General features: G+C 76.4%; 4 protein-coding genes (1 of these 4 cut by a window edge). 3 read left to right on the top strand and 1 reads right to left on the bottom strand.

What is annotated here, in order from left to right:
• Positions 1–39 precede the first annotated feature (39 nt).
• The gene (locus JE024_RS42570) at positions 40–837 is read left to right on the top strand and encodes an alpha/beta fold hydrolase (protein ID WP_443742875.1); all 798 of its coding nucleotides are present in this window, start codon (positions 40–42) and stop codon (positions 835–837) included.
• Positions 838–924: 87 nt separating this feature from the next.
• On the opposite strand, the gene JE024_RS30555 is transcribed toward JE024_RS42570, so the two are convergent.
• On the bottom strand, positions 925–2,031 hold the full coding sequence (locus JE024_RS30555; RefSeq protein ID WP_205377180.1) for a cytochrome P450: 1,107 nt from the start codon (positions 2,029–2,031) through the stop codon (positions 925–927).
• A 358-nt stretch (positions 2,032–2,389) separates the two neighbouring features.
• Between JE024_RS30555 and JE024_RS41310 the strand changes: the two genes are divergently transcribed.
• Entirely contained in the window at positions 2,390–19,063 is a 16,674-nt protein-coding gene (locus JE024_RS41310; protein WP_443742874.1) for a type I polyketide synthase, read from the top strand.
• 18 nt (positions 19,064–19,081) lie between these two features.
• Positions 19,082–23,581: the 5' portion of a type I polyketide synthase gene (locus tag JE024_RS41975; protein WP_205377179.1), read on the top strand. The gene runs 180 nt beyond the window's last position; only the first 4,500 of its 4,680 coding nucleotides appear in the window; it begins with the start codon at positions 19,082–19,084; its stop codon lies beyond the right edge, outside the window.

Below are 23,581 nucleotides of genomic sequence, written 5' to 3'. Positions count from 1 at the left end.
GACGCCGCGCCGCGTGACGGCGGCATCCTGCGCACGCTGATGCGGGAGGCCGGGCGGGCGGGCAAGCTGCCGAAGTTCATGGAGCTCCTCATGGAGATGGCGAGCTACCGCCCGAGGTTCGAGGAACCCGACGAGCTGGAGGTGGCGCCCCGGCCGGTGTTCCTGGCCCGGGGCGACGCGCCGATGCGGATCGTCGGCCAGTGCGGCATCTCCGCCGTGGCCGGGGCCCACGAGTTCGCCCGGTTCGCCGTGCCGTTCCGCGGGCAGCGCGATGTCGTCGCGCTGCCGGTGCCGGGCTACCGTGACGGCGAGCTGCTGCCGGCCGGTCCCGACGCGGCGCTGGGCTGGCAGGCCCGGACGCTGCTGGAGGCGGTGGGCGACAATCCGTTCGTGATCGTCGGCCACTCCGGCGGCGGCCTGTTCGCCCACGCGCTGGCCTACCGGCTGGAGCAGATGGGCAGGGTGCCGGCGGGTGTCGTCCTGGTCGACTCGTATCCGCTGGACCAGCCGGTGCACTCGGAGTGGATGGACGAGTTCAGCGACGGCATGTTCGAGCGGGAGGACCTGTCCGTGCCCATGAACGACGTCCGCCTCACCGCGCAGGCGTGGTACGGGCTGATGTTCGCGCAGTTCCACCCCCGGGAGATCCAGGCCCCGACGCTGCTGGTGCGGGCGTCGGAACCGATCGGGGAGTGGAATCTCGACGGGGACTGGCGGGCGTCCTGGCGGCTGGCGCACGAGGCCGTCGACGTGCCGGGCAACCACCTCACGATCATGCGCGAGCACGGCGAGACGACCGCCATGGCGGTCGCCAGGTGGCTGGAACAGCTCGGGTGAGAACGGCGGGCGGCGGGCTCCGGCCCGCCGCCGGCCACGCGGGGCGCACGCCGGGGCGGCGGGGCGCCGGGGCGGATCGGGGGCCGGCTAGCGGCGGAAGGCGACCCGCAGCGGGAGCTTGGTGAGCCCGAGGACGAAGTGGAAGCGCGTGTGCCACTGCTGCTCGTCCGTGGCGAACTCGATGGTCTCGTAGCGCCGCAGCAGGCTGCCGAGGGCGATGGAGACCTCGGCCTTGCCGAGCATGGCGGCGATGCAGGCGTGCGGGCCCGAGCCGAAGGCGAGCGAGCGCACCCCTCGGCGGCGCACGTCGAGCAGGTGGGGGTTCTCGAACCTGGCCGGGTCGTGGTGCGCGGCGCCGGTGATGCCGAGCACCGGGGAGCCTGCCGGGATGACGGTGCCGTCGATGGTCAGGTCTCCGGTGAGCTGCCGGGCGATGATCTGCACCGTGGCGTTGTACCGGACGAGTTCCTCGAAGGCGGGCTCGACGAGTTCGGGGTGTTCGCGCAGGATCCGCAGCTGTTCGGGGTGGGTGAGCAGTGCGTGGACGGCGTTGCCGATGACGTTGAGTGTGGTCTCGTGGCCGGCGTTGAACAGCAGCAGCACCTGGGCGATGACGTCCTCGTCGCTCAGCCCGTCGCCGTCGGCGTCCTTCTGCATCAGCATGCTGAGGACGTCGTCCCGCGGGTGGCTGCGCCGCAGCTCGATCTGCTCCCGGATGTAGGCGTTGAACTGGGGCTCGGCCCGGTTCATCGCGATGCGCATCTGGGGTGTGATGAGCGGGTCGATGATGTTCGCGATGGCGTTGGTCCACTCCAGGCAGCGCCAGGCGTCCTCGATCGGGATGCCGAGCAGCCCGCAGATGACGGCGATCGGCACCGGGGTGGCGAACTGTTCGATCAGGTCGACCTCGCCCTCGCCCATCTCGTCGATGAGGCCGTCGACGATCCGGTGGACCTCCGGCCGCAGCCGTTCGACGGCGTTGGGGGTGAGGGCCCGGGCCACCAGGCGGCGCAGCCGCCGGTGTTCGGGGCCGTCCTTCCCGGCCATCCACTTGCGCATGCTGCGCATCGCGGGTGCGTCGTGTCCGCCGCGCAGGGCGGCGAAGAGCGGGTCCGACGGCGGGGCCGAGGAGGTCTGCGGCGCGCGGAGGAAGGCTTCGACGTCGGCGTACCGGGAGAGCGTCCAGAAGCCCATCGGTGAATGATGGATCGGCTCTGTTTCGCGCAGCCGCCGATAATACCCGTACCGGTCATTCATGAGGGCCGGGTCGGTGAGGTCGAAAAGCACTCGCGGCCTATCCACTGTCGCCCAGCCAATCCGATCGGAAGTAGCGGCAAAAGCTTATGACCAGCGGGTTCGGCGTCAACCCCTATATGTCCCCCTAGAAATCGGCCCCCCTAGCGTTCTTGCCGCCGGGTCGGCTCGGGCAGGGGTTGGTTCCGGCCCAGGTCCGTGACTAGCCTTCCCCCGACCGGGGTCCTGTGCATGAGGCCTTGGGCATTGCGACAGCCGGCCACTGCGTCGCCCGCGGAAATGGGGATCCCTTCAGATGGTGGACGACGGAACGCTGCGTGAATATCTGAAGCTGGTGACCGCTGATCTGCACCGGACGAAGCAGCGGTTGCGCGAGGCCGAGAAAGAGGATCGGGAGCCGATCGCCGTCGTCGGGATGAGCTGCCGATTTCCCGGTGGTGTGCGCGCGCCCGAGGACCTGTGGCGGCTCGTCCTCGCGGGCGGCGACGCCGTCGGCCCGTTCCCCGAGGACCGCGGCTGGCAGCTCGACGGGCTGTTCGACGCCGGCGCGGGTTCCGCCGGGGCGGACTCGGAGGGGTCCGGCGGGGGTCATGTCCCGGTGGGCGGCTTCGTGGACGACGCCGCCCGGTTCGACCCGGAGTTCTTCGACATCTCGCCGCGCGAGGCCCTCGCGATGGACCCCCAGCAGCGGCTGCTGCTGCAGACGTCCTGGGAGGCGGTCGAGGCCGCGGGCATCGATCCGTCGTCGCTGCGCGGCAGCCGCACCGGTGTGTTCGTCGGCGCCAACGACCAGCACTACACCTCGCTGCCGGGTGTGGCCGAGCGGGGCGGCGAGGGGTATCTGCTGACCGGGGGCGCCACCGCGGTGATCTCGGGCCGTGTGGCGTACACGCTGGGTCTGGAGGGGCCCGCGGTCACCGTGGACACGGCCTGTTCGTCGTCGCTCGTCGCGCTGCACCTGGCGTGCCAGTCGCTGCGGCGCGGGGAGAGCACCCTCGCCCTGGCCGGCGGTGTGACGGTGATGGCGACGCCCGGTGTGTTCTCCGAGTTCATCCGGCAGGGCGGTCTCGCCGGTGACGGCCGGTGCAAGTCCTTCGCCGCGGCGGCCGACGGCACCGGCTGGTCCGAGGGTGCGGGCGTGCTGCTGGTGGAGCGGCTGTCGGACGCGCTGCGGCTGAACCACCCGGTGCTCGCGGTGATCCGCGGTTCGGCGGTGAACCAGGACGGCGCGTCCAACGGGCTCACCGCCCCCAACGGGCCGTCGCAGCAGCGGGTGATCCTCCAGGCGCTGGCCGACGCCCGCCTGGCGCCCGGTCAGGTCGACGCCGTCGAGGCGCACGGCACCGGCACGAGCCTGGGCGATCCGATCGAGGCCCGGTCGCTGATCGCGGCGTACGGGCAGGACCGCCCGGCCGGCCGGCCGCTGTGGATCGGCTCGGTCAAGTCCAACATCGGCCACACCCAGGCCGCGGCCGGCGTCGCGTCGGTGATCAAGACGGTGTACGCGTTGCGGCACGGCGTCCTGCCGGCGACCCTGCACGTCGACGAGCCCACCCCGCACGTCGACTGGACGGCGGGCGCGGCGGAGCTGCTCACCGAGGCCCGGGACTGGCCGCGGACCGACGAGCCGCGCCGGGCGGGCGTCTCCTCGTTCGGACTGAGCGGCACGAACGCCCACCTGATCCTCGAACAGCCACCCGAGCCGCAGCCCGACGACGCGCCCACGGGCGCCTCCGGAACGGCCACCGCAGCAACGACCGCGCCCGGAACGGCCACCGCCGGAACAACCGCGCCCGGATCGGCCACCGCCGGTACGGCCGTCCCGGAGGCCGGCGGCGCGGCGGACGCGCCCCGGCCGGCCGGAGCGCCGCTGCCGTTCCCGGTCAGTGCCAAGACGGCGTCCGCGCTGCCCGGCCAGGCCGCCCGGCTGCGGGAACGCGTCCTGTCGGAGCCCGGTCTCGACCTCGCGGCCCTCGGACACGCGCTGGCGACGACCCGGGCGGCGCTCCCGCACCGTGCCGTGGTGACGGCGGGCGACCGCGACGAGCTGCTCGCCGCCCTCACCGCCGTCGAGCAGGGCGCCGAGAGCGGCCTCGTCCGGCAGGGGGTGGCGCGCGGCACGCGGCAGACGGCGAAGCTGGCGATGCTGTTCACCGGGCAGGGCGCGCAGCGTGCCGGTACGGGCCGCGAACTGTACGCCGTCCAGCTGGTGTTCGCCCGCGCCCTCGACGAGGTGTGCGAGGCCCTGGACCCGCACCTGGAGCGCCCGCTGCGCGAGGTGCTGTTCGCCGTGCCGGGATCGCCCGATGCCGGGCTGCTGGACCGTACCGAGTACGCCCAGCCGGCGCTGTTCGCGCTGGAGGTCGCGCTTCACCGGCTGTTCGCGCACTGGGGCGTCGTCCCGGACTACCTGCTGGGCCACTCCGTCGGCGAGCTCGCCGCCGCGCATGTGGCCGGGGTGTGGTCGCTGCCGGACGCGTGCGCCCTGGTCGCCGCCCGGGGGCGGCTGATGCAGCGGATGGCCGGCGACGGCGCGATGCTCGCCGTCGAGGCGACCGAGGCGGACGTCCGCGCGGTGCTGTCCGGCCGGACGCCCCGGGTGGATGTCGCCGCCGTCAACGGGCCCGCCTCGGTGGTCGTCTCCGGTGACCGCGACGCCGTCGGCGAGCTGGAGGCCCACTGGCGGGAGCAGGGTGTGCGGACCCGGCGGCTGCGGGTGTCGCACGCGTTCCACTCGGCCCACATGGACCCGATGCTGGAGGAGTTCCGCGGCATCGCGGCCGGGCTGACGTACGGCAGCCCGACCGTGCCGGTCGTCTCGAACCTCACCGGCGAGGTGGCCGGCGCCGGCGAGCTCACCGACCCCGACTACTGGGTCCGCCAGGTGCGCGGGGAGGTCCGGTTCGCGGACGGTGTGGCCTGGCTCGACGGACACGGCGTGACCCGGTACCTGGAGCTCGGGCCGGACGGCGTCCTGACCGCGATGGCCGGGGAGTCGCTCGCCCACCGGGGCGAACCGGCCGTGCTGGTGCCGTCGTTGCGGCGGAAGCAGGGCGAGGCGGTCGCCGCGACGGCGGCACTGGCCGAACTGCACGCGCACGGCGTGGCCCCCGACTGGCCGGCCGTGTTCCCCGGCGTCGGCGGCCGGCCCGTGGCCCTGCCGACCTACGCCTTCGGGACGGACCGCTACTGGCCGCGGCCGGTGGCGCCGGCCGGCGACATGGCGGCGGCCGGGCTCGGTGTCACCCGGCACCCGCTGCTGGGCGCCGGTGTCAGTGTCGCCGAGGGCGACGAGCTGCTGTTCTTCGGATGGCTCTCGACGGGCCGTCCGCAGTGGTCCGCCGACCACGTGGTCATGGGGCGCACCGTACTGCCCGGCACCGCGTTCGTGGAGCTCGCGATCCGCGCCGGCGACCAGGTCGGCTGCGGTCGCGTCGAGGAACTGGTGCTGCAGACGCCGCTGGTGCTGCCCGAGCGGGGCGGTGTCCAGTTGCAGGTCGCCGTCGGCGCCGCGGACGCGGGCGGGCGGCGGGACCTGGCCGTGTACGCGCGGCCCGGCGTCCCCGCGGACGAGGGCTGGCCCGAGGGGGAGTGGGTCCGGCACGCCGGCGGTGTCCTCGCCCCCGAGACCTCCGCGGACCGGGATCCGGACGCCGGCTGGGCGCGGCAGTGGCCGCCCGCCGACGCGGTCGGCGTCCCCGTGGACGGCGTGTACGACCTGCTGGACGGCTCCGGCCTGCACTACGGCCCGGCGTTCCGCGGCATCCACGGTCTGTGGCGGCGTGACGGCGAGGTGTTCGCCGAGGTGCGCCTGCCGGAGTCCGACGCGTCCCAGGCGCGCTCCTACGGCGTCCATCCGGCGCTGCTGGACGCCGCCCTCCAGGCCCAGGCCGGTGCCGCGACGGGCGCCGCGGGTCTGCCGTTCTCCTTCACCGGGGTGTCGCTGCGGGCCACCGGCGCGTCGGCGCTGCGGGTGCGGCTCACACCGTCGGACGGCGGTGTCGCCCTCGCGGCCGCCGACGACACCGGCGAGCAGGTCCTCGTGGTCGACCGGCTGGTCGTGCGCCCCGTGGCGGCGCCGGCGGAGCCCGCCGTGCGGACCGACGGTCTGTGCCGGCTCGGGTGGACCCCGCTGCCGGCCGACGGGGCCGCCGCCGCGACGGCGCCCGGTGCGGTCTTCGACGCCTTCGGGCCGGGCACGTCGCTCCCCGACGGCCCGCTGCCCCCGACCGTGGTCCTGCGGGTCACCGGCACGGCGCCCGGCCAGGGCCCGGCGGCCGGCGACCCGGCCCGGGTGCGCGCCCTGACCGGGCGGGTGCTGGAGGTGCTCCAGCGGTGGGCGGCCGACGAGCGGTGCGCCGGCTCGCGGCTGGTGGTGCTCACCCGTCACGCGGTGCTCGCCGTGCCCGACGACCGGGCACCCGACCCGGCGGCGGCCGCGGTGTGGGGTCTGGTCCGGGCCGCGCAGTCCGAGGAGCCGGGCCGCTTCCTGCTCGCGGACACCGACGGCGACGACGTGCCGTGGGCGGCGGTCGGCGCCGCGATCGGCGCGGGCGAGCCGCAGATCGCGGTGCGCGCGGGGGCCGTGTTCGCCGCCCGGCTCGTCCGGGCCGCGCAGACGGCCGGCCTGCCCGTGCCCGCGCACGCGGCGGCCTGGCATCTGGACATCCCGGAGCCGGGCACGCTGGAGAACCTGCGGCTCTCCCCCGCGGACCCGGAGTCGCCGCTCGGCCCCGGGCAGGTGCGCGTCGCCGTGCGCGCCGCGGGGATGAACTTCCGCGACGTGCTGTACGCGCTGGGCATGTACCCGGGCGAGGTGCGTCTGGGCGGTGAGGCGGCGGGCGTCGTCCTGGAGACCGGTCCGGAGGTCGCCGGCCTGGTGCCGGGCGACCGGGTGACGGGTGTGTTCACGGGCGCGTTCGGCCCGGTCGCGGTGACGGATCACCGTCTGCTCGCCCCCGTGCCGCCGGACATGACGTTCGCGGAGGCGGCCGCGGTGCCGATCGCCTACGCCACCGCGTACTACGCCCTGGTCGACCTCGGCGGGCTCCGGGCCGGCGAGGCGGTCCTCGTGCACGCCGCCGCCGGCGGTGTGGGGACCGCGGCCGTCCAGCTCGCCCGGCATCTCGGCGCCGAGGTCTTCGCCACCGCGAGCCCCGGCAAGTGGGACGCGGTGCGGGCCATGGGGGTCGCCGGGGACCGTCTCGCGTCGTCGCGGGACCTCGGTTTCGAGGAGGGCTTCGCCGCCGCCACCTCCGGGCGCGGTGTGGACCTCGTCCTCGACGCGCTCGCGGGTGAGTTCGTCGACGCCTCGCTGCGGCTCCTGCCGCGCGGCGGCCGGTTCCTCGAAATGGGCAAGAACGACGTCCGGGACGCCGGCGAGGTCGCGGCCGCCCATCCCGGCGTCCGCTACCAGGCGTTCGACCTGTGGGAGGCGGGCCCGGAGCGCATCGGGGAGATCCTGGCCGAGCTGCTGGCCCTGCTGCGGACCGGGGCGCTGCGGCTGCCGCCCGTCCGGGCGTTCGACGTCCGGCAGGCGCCGGACGCGTTCCGCCACGTCGGCCAGGCCCGCCACATCGGCAAGGTCGTCCTCACCGTCCCGCGGCCGCTCGATCCCGCCGGCACCGTCCTGGTCACCGGTGGCACCGGCGGCCTGGGCGCGCTCGTCGCCCGGCATCTCGTCACCGCGCACGGCGCCGGCCGCCTCGTCCTCCTCGGCCGCGGCGGTCCCGGCGCCCCGGGCGCCCCGGAGCTGACCGCCGAACTGACCGCGCTGGGCGCCGAGGTCGAGGTCCTGGCCTGCGACGTCTCCGACCGGGACGCCCTCGCCGGTGTCCTCGGCGCGATCCCGGCCGACCGTCCGCTGACCGCCGTCGTCCACGCCGCCGGTGTGCTCGACGACGGCACCGTCGAGGCCCTCACCCCGGCGCGGCTCGACACCGTCCTCGGGCCGAAGGCCGACGCCGCGCTCCACCTGCACGAGCTGACCCGCCATCACGACCTGGCGGCCTTCGTGCTGTTCTCCTCCGTCGCCGGGACCCTCGGTGCCGCCGGCCAGGGCAACTACGCCGCCGCCAACGCGTTCCTCGACGCCCTGGCCCAGCACCGGCACGCCGCCGGCCTGCCCGCCCTGTCACTGGCCTGGGGCGCCTGGGACGGCACCGCCGGCATGGCCGCCCGGCTCACCCCGGCGGACCGCGAGCGCATCGCCCGCTCCGGTTTCCCGCTGCTGACCGTCGAGCACGGCCTCGCGCTGCTCGACGCCGCACTGGCCTCGCCGCACGCGGCCCTCGTGCCGACCGGGCTGGACACCAAGGTGCTGGCCGCCGCCGGATCGCTGCCGCCGCTGCTGAGCGGGCTGGTGCGGGCCGGCGCACGGCGGACGGCCGGGGACGCCGGCCCCGTCGCGGGCGCCGCATCGGCGGACCGGCTCGCCGCGCTCAGTCCCCAGGAGCGTGCGCGGTTCCTGCTCGACCTGGTCCGTTCCGCCGCCGCCGCGGTCCTCGGCTTCGCCGGGCCGCAGGCCGTCGAGGCGGGGCGGGCGTTCAAGGAGCTCGGCTTCGACTCGCTGACCTCCGTGGAGCTGCGCAACCGGCTGTCCGCTGCCACCGGGCTGCGGCTGCCGGCCACCCTCGTCTTCGACCACCCGACCCCCCGGCTGCTGGCCGGAATGCTCGGCCGGGCCGTGGTCGGCGACCGTACGGACGAGGACGGCGGGGAGACGGCCGCCCTGGCCCCGGCGGGGGCGCCCGCGCCGGCCGCCGACGATCCGATCGCGATCATCGGGATGAGCTGCCGGCTGCCCGGCTCCGCCAACACCCCGGACGATCTGTGGCGGCTCGTCAGCGACGGCGTCGACGCCATCGCGCCGTTCCCCGACGACCGGGGCTGGCAGCTCGACTCCATCTACGCCGCCGACAGCCCCGACGCCGGCCGCAGCCGTGTCTTCGAGGGCGGATTCATCGACGGCATGGCGGACTTCGACGCCGCGTTCTTCGGCATCGGCCCGCGCGAGGCACTCGCCATGGACCCGCAGCAGCGGCTGCTGCTGGAGACCGCCTGGGAAGCCGTCGAGCACGCCGGGATCGCCCCCGGTTCCCTCGCCGGCAGCGCCACCGGCGTCTTCGTCGGCGCGGCGTCCACGGGCTACGGCGCCGGCGCGCTCGACATCCCCGAGGAGACGGGCCCGCACCTGTTCCTGGGCACGTCGACCAGCGTCGCGTCCGGACGCGTCGCCTATGTGCTGGGGCTGGAGGGCCCGACCCTCACCGTCGACACGGCCTGCTCCTCGTCGCTGGTGGCCGTGCACATGGCCGCCGAGGCGCTGCGCCGCGGCGAGTGCACGCTGGCCCTGGTCGGCGGCGTCACGGTGATGACCACGCCGAGCATGTTCACGGACGGCAGCCAGGGCGGCGCCCTGGCCGCCGACGGCCGGTGCAAGGTGTTCTCCGCCGACGCCGACGGCACCGGCTGGAGCGAGGGCGCCGGGATGCTCCTCACCGAGCGGCTCTCCGACGCGCGGCGCAACGGCCACCGGGTGCTGGCGGTGCTGCGCGGCTCCGCCGTCAACCACGACGGCGCGAGCAACGGCCTCACCGCCCCGAGCGGCCGGGCCCAGCAGCGGGTGATCCGGCAGGCGCTGGGCAACGCCGGCCTGCACCCGCACGAGGTCGACGCCGTCGAGGCCCACGGCACCGGCACCGCACTCGGCGACCCGATCGAGGGCCGGGCCCTGCTGGCCGCCTACGGCGGCGACCGGCCCGCGGAACGCCCCCTGTGGGTCGGCTCGGTCAAGTCCAACATCGGCCACTCCCAGTGCGCCTCCGGTGTGGCCGGCGTCATCAAGATGGTGCAGGCGCTGCGCCACGAGGTGCTCCCGGCGACCCTGCACGCCGCCGAGGCGACGCCGCACGTGGACTGGTCGTCCGGGGCGATGCGGCTGCTGACCCGGCCGGTGCCGTGGCCGCGCGACGGCGTCGTGCGCCGGGCCGGCGTGTCGTCGTTCGGCATGAGCGGCACCAACGCCCACGTCATCGTCGAGGAGGCTCCGGCGCAGCCGGCGGCGCCGCGGGATTCCGCGGCGCCGTTCACCCCTGCCGTCGCCGGCGCCCCGCTGCCGTGGGTGCTGTCCGGCCGGACGGAGGCGGCGCTGCGCGCCCAGGCGGCCCGGCTGCGCGCCCACCTGGACCGGCGGCCCGGCCTCGGCACCCCGGAGGCGGTGCCCGCCGTGGCCCGCGCCCTGGCGACCGGCCGCACCGCGTTCCGCCACCGCGCCGTGCTGCTCGGCCCCGGCCCGGAGCAGTACCTCGCCCAGCTCGACGGCCTCGCCGGCGCCCACGGCGTCAAGGGCCTGGTGCGCGGGGAGACCGGCGCGGGCGGCCCGGTCGCCTTCGTCTTCCCCGGGCAGGGCTCGCAGTGGCCCCGGATGGCCGCGGAACTGATGAGCGGCGCGCCGGTGTTCCGTGACACGCTGCGCGCGTGCTCGGCCGCCGTCGCGGAGCACGCCGACTGGTCGGTGGAGGACGTCCTGACGGGCGCCGACGGCGCCCCCTCGCTCGACCGGCTCGACGTCGTCCAGCCGGCCCTGTTCGCGATGATGGTCTCCCTCGCCGCCCTGTGGCGCGCGCACGGCATCGTGCCGGAGGCCGTCGTCGGGCACTCGCAGGGCGAGATCGCGGCGGCCTGCGTCGCCGGCGCCCTGTCTCTGGAGGACGCGGCGAAGATCGTCGTCGTCCGCAGCCGGCTGCTCGCCGCCGCCCGCAGCGAAGGCGCGATGCTGACCGTCACCCTGCCCGTCGGTGAACTCACCGAGCGGATGGCGCGGTGGCCGGGCCGGCTGCACCTCGCCGCCGTCAACGGCCCGCGGGCCACGGTGGTCTCCGGCGACCCGGAGGCGGTCGGCGAACTCGCCGCCGCGCTCGCCGCCGACGAGATCGCCGCCCACCGGGTCGCCATCACCGGCGCCGCCCACTCGCCCGAGGTGGAGAGCCTCCGCGAGGAGGCGCTGGCCGCGCTCGCCGGGATCACGCCCCGGGCCGCGGCGATCCCCTTCTACTCGGCCGTGGACGGCGGTCCGGTCGACGGCACCGCCCTGGACGCGGCGTACTGGTACCGCAACATGCGCAGCCCGGTGCGGTTCGCCCCGGCGGTCACCGCGATGCTGAACGACGGCTTCCGCGCGTTCGTCGAACCGAGCCCGTATCCGTCGCTGACCGCCGGCATCGAGGACATCGCCGACTCCGTGGACGCCGACGGCACGGTCGTCGTCACGACGCTGCGCCGTGGCAGCGGCGGCCCGAAGCGCTTCCGGGAGGCGCTGGCGACCGCGTTCGCCCGGGGCCTCGCCCCCGACTGGGACACCGTGCTGCCCCCGACCGGCGCCCCCGACGCACTCCCCGAGCTGCCCGGCTACCCGTTCCAGCGCCGGCGGTACTGGCTGGAGGCAGCCTCCGCCGCCGGCGCGCCGGCCGGTCCCGGCCTCGCCGACCCGGCCGACGAGCGCTTCTGGGCCGCCGTCGCGGGCGGCGATCCGCGGGCGCTCGCCGACGCGCTCGACGTCGTCGACCCGGGGCAGCGCGAGCTGCTGGACGGTGCCGCCGCGGCGTTGCCCGTGCTGTCCGCCTGGCGGGCCGAGCGCGGTGACCGGTCCACCGTGGACGGCTGGCGCTACCGCGTCGCCTGGCGGCGCAAGGCCCGCCTGCCGCGGCCGGCCCTGTCCGGCACCTGGCTGCTCGTCGCCCCCGCCCACGACCCGGACGACATCGCCCGTCGGTGCGTGCGGGCCCTGGCCGCGCGGGGGGCCGCCCAGGTCGTGACGGTGTCCGCGGCCGACGGCGATCCGTCCGGCGCGGGTCTGGCCGGCCGGCTCGGCGAGGCCCTCGCCGAGGCCGCGGCGGCGGCCGGTCCCGGCCCCGCGGGAGGCCGGGTCGGCGGCGTGCTGTCGCTGCTCGGCCTCGACACCCGCCCCGGCCCCGACGGCGTCGCGACCGGTCTCGCCGCGACGCTCGCGCTCGTCCGGGCGGTCGACGCCCTCGACGTGCCCGCACCGCTGTGGACGGCGACCCGCGGCGCGGTCTGCGTGAACGAGGCCGACCCGGCGCCGGACACCGACCAGGCCGCGCTGTGGGGCCTCGGGCTCGTCACCGGACTGGAACTGCCCGCCCGCTGGGGCGGTCTCGTGGACCTGCCGGCCGAGATCGACGAGCGGGCCGCCGACCGCCTCGCCGTCGTCCTGGCCGGCCTCGACGACGAGGACCAGGTCGCCGTCCGCCCCGCCGGGGTCTTCGCCCGCCGCCTGGTGCGCGCACCCCTCGGCCACGCCCCGCGCACCGACGGATGGCGTCCGTCCGGCACCGCGCTGGTCACCGGCGGCACCGGCGCCCTCGGCGCGCACGTCGCCCGCTGGCTGGCCGAACGGGGTGCACCCCGCATCGTGCTGACGAGCCGCCGGGGACCGCAGGCGCCGGGCGCGGCCGAACTGGTCGCGGAACTCGCCGCGTCCGGGACGGAGGTCCTGGTCGAGGCCTGTGACGTGAGCAACCGCGAAGCACTGCGGGCCATGCTCGCGGCGCTGCCCGACGGCCCGCCCGTCACCACCGTCGTCCACGCGGCGGGCGTGCCCCAGTCCACCCCCGTCCTCGACACCACGACCGAGGAACTCGCCCGTATGGTCGCGGCGAAGGCCGACGGCGCGCACCACCTCGACGAACTGCTCGGCGACGGGCTGGAGGCGTTCGTCCTCTTCTCGTCGGGCGCCGCCGTGTGGGGCGGGGCCGGGCAGGCCGCCTACGCTGCCGCCAACGCACGGCTCGACGCGCTGGCCGTGCGGCGCCGCCGGCGGTCCAGGCCCGCCACCTCGGTGTCCTGGGGCGGCTGGGACGGCGGCGGCATGGCCGACGCCACCGCGGTCGAACTCCTCGGACGGCGCGGTCTGCGCCTGATGTCCCCGCAGCTCGCGCTCGTCGCGCTCGGCCAGGCGCTGACCCACGACGAGACGCTGCTGACCGTCACCGACATGGACTGGGCCCGCTTCTCCCCCGGTTACGCCGCCGCCCGTCCCCGTCCGCTCATCGGCGAGATCCCGGAGGCGGCGCGTGCCCTGGCCGACGCCGGTGACGGCACCGGCGCCGACGGCGACGCGGATTCCGGTTTCCGCCGCCGGCTGGCCGAACTGCCCGCCGGCGAACGCCGGCCGTTCCTGCTGACCCTGGTGCGCACCGAGGCCGCGGCGGCCCTGGGGCACGAGGGGCCGGCGGACATCGAACCCGGGCGGGCGTTCCGGGAGCTCGGTTTCGACTCCCTGACCGCCGTCGACATCCGCAACCGGCTGCGCGGCGCGACCGGCCTGCGGCTGCCCACCACCATCGCCTTCGACCATCCGACACCGAACGCGCTGGCCGGCTTCCTCGCGGACGAACTGCTCGGCACGGCCGGTGCCGCCGGTGCGCCGGAGGCGGCCGGCACGCCCCGGGCGGCCGTCGCGGCCGGGCCCGCCGACGAACCCGTCGCGATCATCGGCATGGGCTGCCGGTTCCCCGGCGGGGTGCGGTCGCCGGAGGACCTGTGGGACCTCGTCCTGGACGGCGGTGACGCGATCACCCCGTTCCCCGACGACCGGGGCTGGGACCTCGACGCCCTCTACGACCCCGACCGGGAGCGGCCCGGCAGCTCGTACGTCCGCGAGGGCGGTTTCCTCGACGCGGCGGGCGACTTCGACGCCGAGTTCTTCGGCATCAGCCCCCGCGAGGCGACGGCGATGGACCCGCAGCAGCGGGTGCTGCTGGAGACCGCCTGGGAGGCGCTGGAGCGCTCGCACATCGACCCGTCGGGCCTGGGCGGCAGCCGTACCGGGGTGTTCGTGGGCACGGCGTTCCAGGGCTACGGCCTCGGCGGCGGCGACGCCCTCGGCGCCGAGGGGTTCTTCCTCGCCGGCACCGGCACGGCCGCCGTGTCCGGGCGGCTGTCCTACACCCTCGGCCTGGAGGGGCCCGCCGTCACCGTCGACACCGCGTGCTCCTCCTCGCTCGTCGCCCTGCACCTGGCCTGCCAGGCACTGCGTCAGGGGGAGTGCGACCTGGCCCTGGCCGGCGGCGTCACCGTCCTGCCGACGCCGACGTCGTTCACCGAGTTCAGCCGCCAGGGCGGCTTGGCTCCGGACGGCCGCTGCAAGCCGTTCGCCGCCGCGGCCGACGGCACCGGCTGGAGCGAGGGCGTGGGCGTCGTCGCCCTGCAGCGCCTGAGCACGGCCCTCGCCGAGGGCCACCGCATCCTGGCCGTGGTCGCCGGTTCGGCGGTCAACCAGGACGGCGCGAGCAACGGCCTGACCGCGCCCAACGGCCCGTCCCAGCGCCGCGTCATCGCCGCGGCCCTGGCCGCGGCCCGGGTGGACGCCGGGGACGTCGACTGCGTGGAGGCGCACGGCACCGGCACCCCGCTCGGCGACCCCATCGAGGCCCAGGCGCTGCTGGCGACCTACGGGCAGGGCCGGGGCGAGGGCGGCGAGCCGCTGTGGCTCGGCTCGGTGAAGTCCAACATCGGCCACGCGCAGAGCGCCTCCGGCATCGCCGGGGTGATCAAGACCGTGATGGCGCTGCGGCACGGCGTCCTGCCGCCCACGCGGCACGCCGACGAACCGACCCCGCACGTGGACTGGTCGCCGGGCACCGTCGCGCTGCTCACCGAGGCGCGGCCCTGGCCGGAGACCGGCCGGATCCGCCGGGCCGGTGTCTCCTCCTTCGGCGGCAGCGGCACCAACGCCCACGCCATCCTCGAACAGGCGCCGGACACCCCGCCCCGGGCGAGCGCCGACGCCCCGCCCGCGACCCGGCCGGCGACGCCGCCCGCAGCCCTGCCGTGGCTGCTGTCGGGGCGCACCGAACGGGCGCTGCGGGAGCAGGCCGAACGGCTGGGCGCCCACATCGGCAGCCGGCCGGGGTTCGATCCGGCCGACACCGCCTGGTCGCTGGCCACCACCCGGACCGCCTTCGAGCACCGCGCGGTCGTCCTCGACGGCTCCCCGGGCGCCCTGGCCGCGCTGGCGGCCGGCGACCTGCCCGCCGGTGCCGTCCGCGGCCGGGCCGTCGAGGGCCGCACCGCGTTCGTGTTCTCCGGCCAGGGATCGCAGTGGCTCGGCATGGGCGGCCCGCTGCTGGAGACCGAGCCGGTCTTCGCCCGGGCGGCCGCGGCCTGCGACGAGGCGTTCGCCCGCCACACCGACTGGTCGGTGCTCGACGTCCTGCGCGGCACGGACGGCGCCGCGTCGCTGGAGCGCGACGACGTCGTGCAGATCTCCCTGTTCACCGTGATGGTGTCGCTGGCCGCGCTGTGGCGCTCGTGGGGTGTGGAGCCGGACGCCGTCGTCGGCCACTCGCAGGGCGAGATCGCCGCCGCGTACGTCGCCGGGGCGCTGTCGCTCGACGACGCGGCCCGGGTCGTCGCCCTGCGCTCCGAACTGCTGGGCCGGATCGTCGGCCGCGGTGGCATGCTGTCGGTCGCGCTGTCCGTCGAGGAGATCGACAAGCGCATCGCGGCGTGGGACGGCCGGCTCTGCCTCGGCGCGCGCAACGCGCCCCGCGCGAACGTCGTCAGCGGCGACCACGACGCGCTCGCCGCGCTCGCCGCCGAGTGCGCGGCCGAGGGCGTCCGCGCCCGGCCGGTGCGCATCGGCTACGCCTCGCACTCCCACCATGTCGAGGAACTGGAAGAACCGCTGCGGGAGGCCCTGGCGGGCATCGCGCCGCGGGAGGGCGGTGTCCCGTTCTTCTCCAGTGTCACCGGCGGCTGGACCGACACCACGGCCCTCGACGGCGCGTACTGGTACGGCAATCTGCGCCGGTGCGTCGGGTTCGAGCCCGCGGTGCGCGGCCTCGCGGAGCAGGGCTACCGGCACTTCGTCGAGGTCAGCCCGCACCCGATCCTCACCATGGGCATCCAGGAGACGCTGGAGACGATCGGCGACGACGGCGTCGGGTGGCCCGCTCCCGTCCCGTCGCTGCGCACCGGGGAAGGCGGCACGGCGCGCATGCTGGCCTCCGCCGCCGAGGCGCACGTGTCCGGCGTCCGCGTCGACTGGAGCGCCGCCCTCGGCGGACGCGGGGCGCGCACCGTCGACCTTCCCACCTACCCGTTCCAGAGCGAGCGGTACTGGATGAACTCGCTCCCGGCGGCGCCCGGCACCGACCCGTCCGGGGCGGGCCTGGACGCCACCGCGCACCCGGTCCTCACCGCCGCCGCGCCGGTGGCGGGCACCGACACGGTCCTGCTGACCGGCCGGGTGTCGACACGGACCCACCCGTGGCTCGCCGACCACGCGGTCCTCGGGACGGTCCTGGTGCCCGGCACCGCCTTCGTGGAGTTCGCGGTCACCGCGGGCGGCCGGGTCGGCTGCCCGTACGTCGAGGAGGTCACCCTCGGCGCACCGCTGGTCCTCGCCGGCTCGGGCGCCGTCCGCCTCCAGGCCGTCGTCCAGCCGCCGGACGGCACCGGACGCCGGTCCGTGGGCATCCACTCGCGGCCCGACGACGGATCCCCGGGCGCGGAGGAGGCGGCCGAGGGCTGGATCCTGCACGCCACCGCCACGCTCGCGCCCACGGCGCCCGAACCGGAGCCGGAGCCCGGCTCCCTGACGCCGTGGCCGCCGCCCGGCGCCGCCGAGATCGACCTCGGCGGCTTCTACGACGACCTCGCCGCCCTCGGCTACCGCTACGGCCCGGCGTTCCAGGCCATGCGCTCCGCCTGGCACCGCGACGGAGAGGTGTACGCGGAGGTCGCCCTCGCCCCTGACGTCCCCGACGGCTCCGACGGTCCGGACGCGGCAGGTTTCGCCGTCCACCCGGCGCTGCTGGACGCGGCGCTGCACGGCATCGGCCTGCTGCGTTCGCTGGGGTCGGGGGCCGAGCCGACCCGGGCGGAACTGCCGTTCTCCTGGCGCGGTGTGCGCCTCTTCCGGCGGGGCGTGCGCGCCCTGCGGGTCCGGCTGGTGACGGCCGGGCAGGACGGCGTCGGCGTCACCGTCACCGACGCCGCCGGTCTCCCGGTCGCCTCGGCGGACATGATCGTCTCGCGTCCCGTTCCCGACGGCTTCGGCGCGGTGCGGCACCCGGCGCACAACGCGCTGTTCCAGGTCGGCTGGGCCGCGGTTCCGCACAACGCGGCGCCCGCCGAGCTGTCGTGGACGGTGCTGGGGCCGGACCCGCTGGGCGTCGGCGGGCAGCTCCGGGAGGCCGGGGCGCAGGTCCGCCGGCACACCGACACCGACGGCGGCGACGGCGGTGGCACGGCCGTGAGCGTGGCGTCGCTGGCGGGCGCCGACGGGCCCGCGGGACCGGCCGGAGTGCTGCACGACGCGCTCGCGCTCGTCCAGCGGTGGCTGGCCGACGAGCACCGGGCCGACGCCCGTCTCGCCGTCGTCACCCGGGGCGCCGCGGCGGTCGGCGGGCACGAGGACATCGGCGACCTCGCGGCCGCCGCGGCCTGGGGGCTGATCCGGTCCGCGCAGGCGGAGCACCCCGGCCGCTTCGTCCTGGTCGACCTCGACGACCGCCCCGCCTCCCCCGCCGCTCTCTCCGAGGCGCTCAGCGGCCCGGAACCCCAGGTGGCGGTGCGCGAGGGCCGGTTGCACGCGCCGCGCCTGGTGCGCGCCGAAACGCCGGCGCAGGCGCCGGCCGACACGACGGGCACCACCCTGATCACCGGCGGCACCGGCACCATCGGCTCGGCGCTCGCCCGGCACCTGGCCTCCGTCCACGGCGTCCGCCGCCTGGTGCTCACCAGCCGGCGCGGCCCCGACGCCCCGGGGGCGCGGGACCTCGTCGCCGACCTCACCGCACTGGGCTGCGACGCCACGGTGGTCGCCTGCGACATCGGCGACCGGGAGGAGGTCGCCCGCCTGCTGCGGGCGATTCCGGCCGACCTGCCGCTGCGCGCCGTCGTCCACGCCGCTGGCGTGCTCGACGACGGCCTGGTCGCCGGTCTCGACGCCGGCCGGCTCGACCGGGCGCTGCACGCCAAGGCGAACGGCGCACGGCACCTGCACGAGCTGACCCGGGACCTGGACCTGTCCGCGTTCGTGCTGTTCTCGTCGGCGTCGGCGACCTTCGGCGCCGCCGGCCAGGCGAACTACGCGGCCGCGAACGCCTATCTGGACGCGCTCGCCCACCACCGGCGGGCCACCGGCCTGCCGGCGGTCTCCATGGCGTGGGGCCCGTGGGCGGAGGCGAGCGGTATGACCGCCGGGCTGACCGAGGCCGATGTCCGGCGCGTCAGGCGGCTCGGGCTGACACCGCTGTCCACGGAGGACGGCATGACGCTGTTCGACGCCGCGTGCGGCGCCGCCACCGCCGTCACCGTCCCGATGGTCCTCGACACCGGCTCGCTGCGTACCCGTCCCGAGGCCGTGCCGCCGCTGCTGCGCGACCTCGCCGGGGCCGGCCGCCCCGCCCCCTCCCCCGTCGCCGCGGGCGACGACGGTGCGGGGCTGCGGCGCCGCCTCGCCGACCTCGGCGACGACGAGCGCCACGAGGTGGTCCTCGACCTGGTCCGCACCCAACTCGCCGCCGTCCTGGGCCACTCGGGACCGGAGGCGATCCGCCCGGAGCGGGGCTTCCTCGACGTCGGCGTCGACTCCCTCACCGGCGTCGAACTGCGCAACCGGCTCGCCGCCCTGACCGGGCTGCGCCTGCCGGCCACGCTGGTGTTCGACTACTCCACCCCGCTCGCCGTCGCCCGCCACCTGCGCGGGGAACTGACCCCGGAGCCGGTGGCCGCGTCCGCGCGCGCCCTGGAGGAACTCGGCCGGCTGGAGGACGTCCTGGCCGCGGTGGACGCCGACGACGCCGACCGGGCCACGGTCGGCGGCCGGCTGCGCGAGCTGCTCGCCCGGTGGAACGACGCAGGGCAGCAGGCGGACGACAGCGTCAGCCTCGAAACGGCGACCGCCGAGGAGCTGTTCCAGATCCTCGACGAGTCCCACTGAGCCGCCGGGAGCGCGCGAATGGCCACCACCGAAGAGCTGCTGCGCTACCTGCGGCAGGCCACCATCGACCTGCGGGACGCCCGACGCGACCTGCGGGAGCTGGACGAGCGCGGCCGCGAGCCCATCGCGATCGTGGGCATGGCCTGCCGCTACCCGGGCGGGGTCACCTCGCCCGACGGGCTGTGGCACCTCGTGGACTCGCGGGGCGACGGCATGTCCGACTTCCCCGACGACCGCGGCTGGGACCTCGGGCAGCCGTCCGGCGGCGGCCCCCGCCAGGCCGGATTCCTGCACGACGCCGGCCGGTTCGACGCGGCGTTCTTCGGGATCTCCCCCCGGGAGGCGCTGGCGACCGACCCCCAGCAGCGCCTGCTGCTGGAGACCTCCTGGGAGGCCATGGAGTCCGCCGGCGTCGACCCGACGACGCTGCACGGCAGCCGGACCGGCGTCTACGTCGGCCAGATGTACCACGACTACATGGTCGGCACGGCCGAGGTGCCGGCCGGCAGCGAGGCCTACCTGGCGACCGGCACCGCGGGGAGCGCCGCCTCCGGCCGCGTCGCCTACTCCTTCGGCCTGGAGGGCCCCGCGGTCACCGTCGACACCGCCTGCTCCTCGTCGCTGGTGACGCTGCATCTGGCGTGCCAGGCGCTGCGGGCCGGTGAGTGCGACCTGGCCGTCGCCGGCGGTGTCACCGTCATGGCCACCCCGCAGGTGTTCGGTGCGTTCGGCGTCGAGCAGGGCCTGGCCGTCGACGGACGCTGCAAGTCGTTCGCCGCCGCCGCCGACGGGATGGGCTGGGGCGAGGGCGTCGGTGTGCTGCTGGTGGAGCGGCTGTCGGACGCCCGGCGCAACGGCCGCCGGATCCTGGCCGTGGTCCGCGGCAGCGCGGTGAACCAGGACGGGGCGTCGAGCGGTCTGACGGCGCCGAACGGCCCCTCGCAGCAGCGGGTGATCCGTGCGGCGCTCGCCAACGCCCGTCTGGCGCCGGGGGATGTGGACGTCGTGGAGGCCCACGGCACCGGTACCCGGCTCGGCGACCCGATCGAGGCGCAGGCGCTGCTGGCGACCTACGGACAGGACCGCGGCGAGGGCGGCGAGCCGCTCCTGCTCGGCTCGGTCAAGTCGAACATCGGCCACACCCAGGCCGCGGCGGGCGTCGCGGGCGTGATCAAGATGGTCATGGCCCTGCGGCACGGCGTCCTTCCGGCGACCCTGCACGTGGACGCCCCGTCGCCCCAGGTCGACTGGTCGGCGGGTGCGGTGGAACTCCTGACGGAGCCCCGGAAGTGGGCGGCGTCGGACCGGCCGCGCCGGGCGGCCGTGTCGTCGTTCGGCATCAGCGGCACCAACGCCCACGTCATCCTGGAACAGGCGCCGGAGACGGAGCCCGCCGACGTCACACCGACGGCGGCCGGTCCGGTGCCGCGGCCGGTGCCCTGGCCGGTGTCCGCGAAGTCCCCGGAGGCGCTGCGCGCACAGATCGACCGCCTGCGGTCGTACACGGCCGAACGCCCCGGGCTGGATCCGGTGGACGTCGGCTGGACCCTGGCCACCACCCGCGCCGCGCTGGAGCATCGCGCCGTCCTCACCGGTGACACGGAGCCGGCCTCCGGCGCCGCCGGTGACGGCCGCCTGGCGGTGCTGTTCACCGGCCAGGGCTCCCAGCGTGCGGGCATGGGCCTCGAACTGCACGAGCGGTTCCCGGTGTTCGCGGAGGCGTTCGACACGGTCTGCGCCCGGCTGGACGCCCGGCTGGAGCGGCCCCTGCGGGAGGTCCTGACCGAGGGCGCCGAACTCGACCGGACGATGTGGGCCCAGGCGGGCCTGTTCGCCCTCGAAGTCGCCCTGTTCCGGCTCGTCGAGTCGTGGGGCGTGGTCCCGGACGTGCTGCTGGGCCACTCGCTGGGCGAGATCACCGCCGCGCACGTCGCCGGCATCCTCGACCTGGACGACGCCTGTGTGCTGGTCGCCGAGCGGGGCCGGCTGATGCAGGCGCTGCCCGAAGGCGGCGGCATGCTCGCCGTCCAGGCGAGCGAAGCCGACGTCGCCGACAGCGGCCTGGACATCGCCGCCGTCAACGGCCCCACCTCCGTCGTCCTCTCCGGCAGCCTCGAAGCCGTCGAGGCCTACGCCGCCCACTGCGCCCAGCAGGAACGCAAGTTCACCGTCCTCCAGGTGTCGCACGCGTTCCACTCCGCCCTGATGGAACCGATGCTGGAGGAGTTCGGCCGCGTCCTGGACGGGCTGACGTTCCACCCCGCACGCATCCCGGTCGTCTCCAACCTGACCGGCGCCGTCGCCGAACCGGGGCTGATGCAGGACCCGGACTACTGGCTCCGCCAGATCCGCCGGCCCGTCCGCTTCGCCGACGGCGTCACCGCCCTCCACACCATGGGCGTCACCCGCCACCTGGAGCTCGGCCCCGACGGAGTCCTGTCCGGCATGGCCCGCGAGGCCGGCCGCGAGGGGGTGTTCGCCCCGGTGCTCCGCAAGGGCCGGGGCGAGGTCGAGACCGCCGTGACCGCGGTGAGCCGGCTGTGGACGGTGGGGGTCGGCGTCGACTGGACGAAGGTCTTCGCCGGCTGGGGCGGCCGGGTGGTCGACCTGCCGACGTACGCGTTCCAGCAGGAGATGTACTGGCCGCGGCCGTCCGCGACCGCCACCGCGGACCCCTGGCGGTACTCCGTCGTCTGGAAGCCCGCGGCGCCCGCCCGGACGTCGCCGGTTCTGAGCGGGACGTGGCTGGCGCTGCTCCCGGACACGATGCGGCACCCCGAGGTGGCCGAGCGCTCCGTGCGGGCACTCACCGAGGCCGGGGCGCATGTCGTCACGGTCCGGGCGCGGACGGCCGTCCTCGGGGAGCGTCTGGCCGCGGCGTGCGCGGACGGCGTCGAGCTCGCCGGGGTGCTGTCCTTCGCCGGCCTGACGGCGGACGACGCCACCGACGACTCCGACGCCGCAGACCGCTCCGAGGAATCCGGCAGCACCGACCGCTCCGGCGGCTTCGCCCCGCCGGCGCCGGTCGCCGCCATGCTGGCCACCGTGGACGCCCTGCTGCGCGCGGGCGTGCGGGCCCCCGTCTGGTGGGTCACGTCCGGCGGAACCGCCGTCGACGGCGGCGAGCCGGTCGACGCCGGCCAGGCGCAGGTCTGGGGTCTCGGCCGGGTGGCGGGTCTCGAACTCCCCGAGTTGTGGGGCGGGCTGGTCGACGTCGCCGACGCGGCCTCGGGCGAGGGGCTCGCCGGGGTCCTGGCCGGCGGCGCCGAGGACCAGGTGGCGCTGCGGCCGGACGGCGCGTTCGTCCGGCGGCTGGCGCGGGCCGGCGCTCCCCCCACGGGCCGGTGGCAGGGGCGCGGCACGGTGCTGATCTCCGGCGGCACCGGAGGGCTGGGCCGCGAAGTCGCGCGGTGGCTGGCGGATTCCGGGGTCGAGGAGCTGGTGCTGGTCTCGCGGCGGGGTCCGGCGGCGCCCGGTGCCGAGGGCCTCGTGGCCGAGCTGGAGACCGCCGGTACGCGGGTGTCGGTCCTCGCGGGCGACATCGGGGACCGCGCGTTCGTGCGGTCGCTCGTCGACCGGTATCCCCTGTCCGGCGTGGTCCACGCGGCCGGCGCGGGCGACCCGACGCCGCTGGACACCTCGGGCCCGGCGGACTTCGCGCGGGTGATGGCCGCGAAGGTCGACGGCGCGCGTCTGCTGGACGAGGCGCTGGGGGACGCCCCCCTGGACTTCTTCGTGGTGTTCTCCTCGATCGCCGGCGTCTGGGGCAGCGGCAGCCAGGGCGCCTACGCTGCGGCCAACGCGTACCTGGACGCGCTGGTGGCCAACCGGCGCGCCCGCGGTGCCGTCGCGACCTCGGTGTCCTGGGGGCCGTGGGCGGGCGACGGGATGGCCGGCGGGGCCGAGGCGTCGGACTACCTGCGCCGCCGCGGCCTGCGGGCGATGGCGCCCGGGTCGGCGGTCCGCCGGATCGGCACCGCCCTGCTCGCCGACGACGCCTGTGTCACGGTCGCCGACGTCGACTGGGCGGCGTTCCTCCCGGCGTTCAGCGCCCGCCGGGAACGCCCGCTGATCCACGACATCCCCGAGGTCGCCGCGCAGCTCGCGGTGGCCGCCGCGACCCCGGACGACGCGCTCGCCGCCCGTCTCCGCGACCGGCTGGCGGATCTGACCGGCGAGGAGCGGGAGACGGCACTCGTGGGCATCGTGCAGCAGCACGCCGCCTCCGTGCTGGGATATCCCGCCCCCGAGGCCGTGGCCGCCGACAAGGCCTTCCGCGACCTCGGCTTCGACTCCCTCAGCGCCGTCGAACTGCGCGACCGGCTGGCCGCGGAGACCGGCCTGGCCCTGCCCACGACGCTGCTGTTCGACTACCCCAGCGCGCGCGCCGTCGCGGGCCGTCTGCGGTCCGGGATGTTCCCGGACGGCGACGAGGAGATCGGCGAGGAGCGCGCCGCGGCGGTACGCCGGGCCCTGCGGTCGATCCCGTTGTCCCGTCTGGCCGACGCGGGCCTCATC

This window comes from Streptomyces zhihengii, from assembly GCF_016919245.1.
Taxonomy (GTDB): Bacteria; Actinomycetota; Actinomycetes; order Streptomycetales; family Streptomycetaceae; genus Streptomyces; species Streptomyces zhihengii.
The sequence above is the reverse complement of the archived record's forward strand: the minus strand, read 5'-3'. Positions and strand labels throughout refer to the sequence as shown.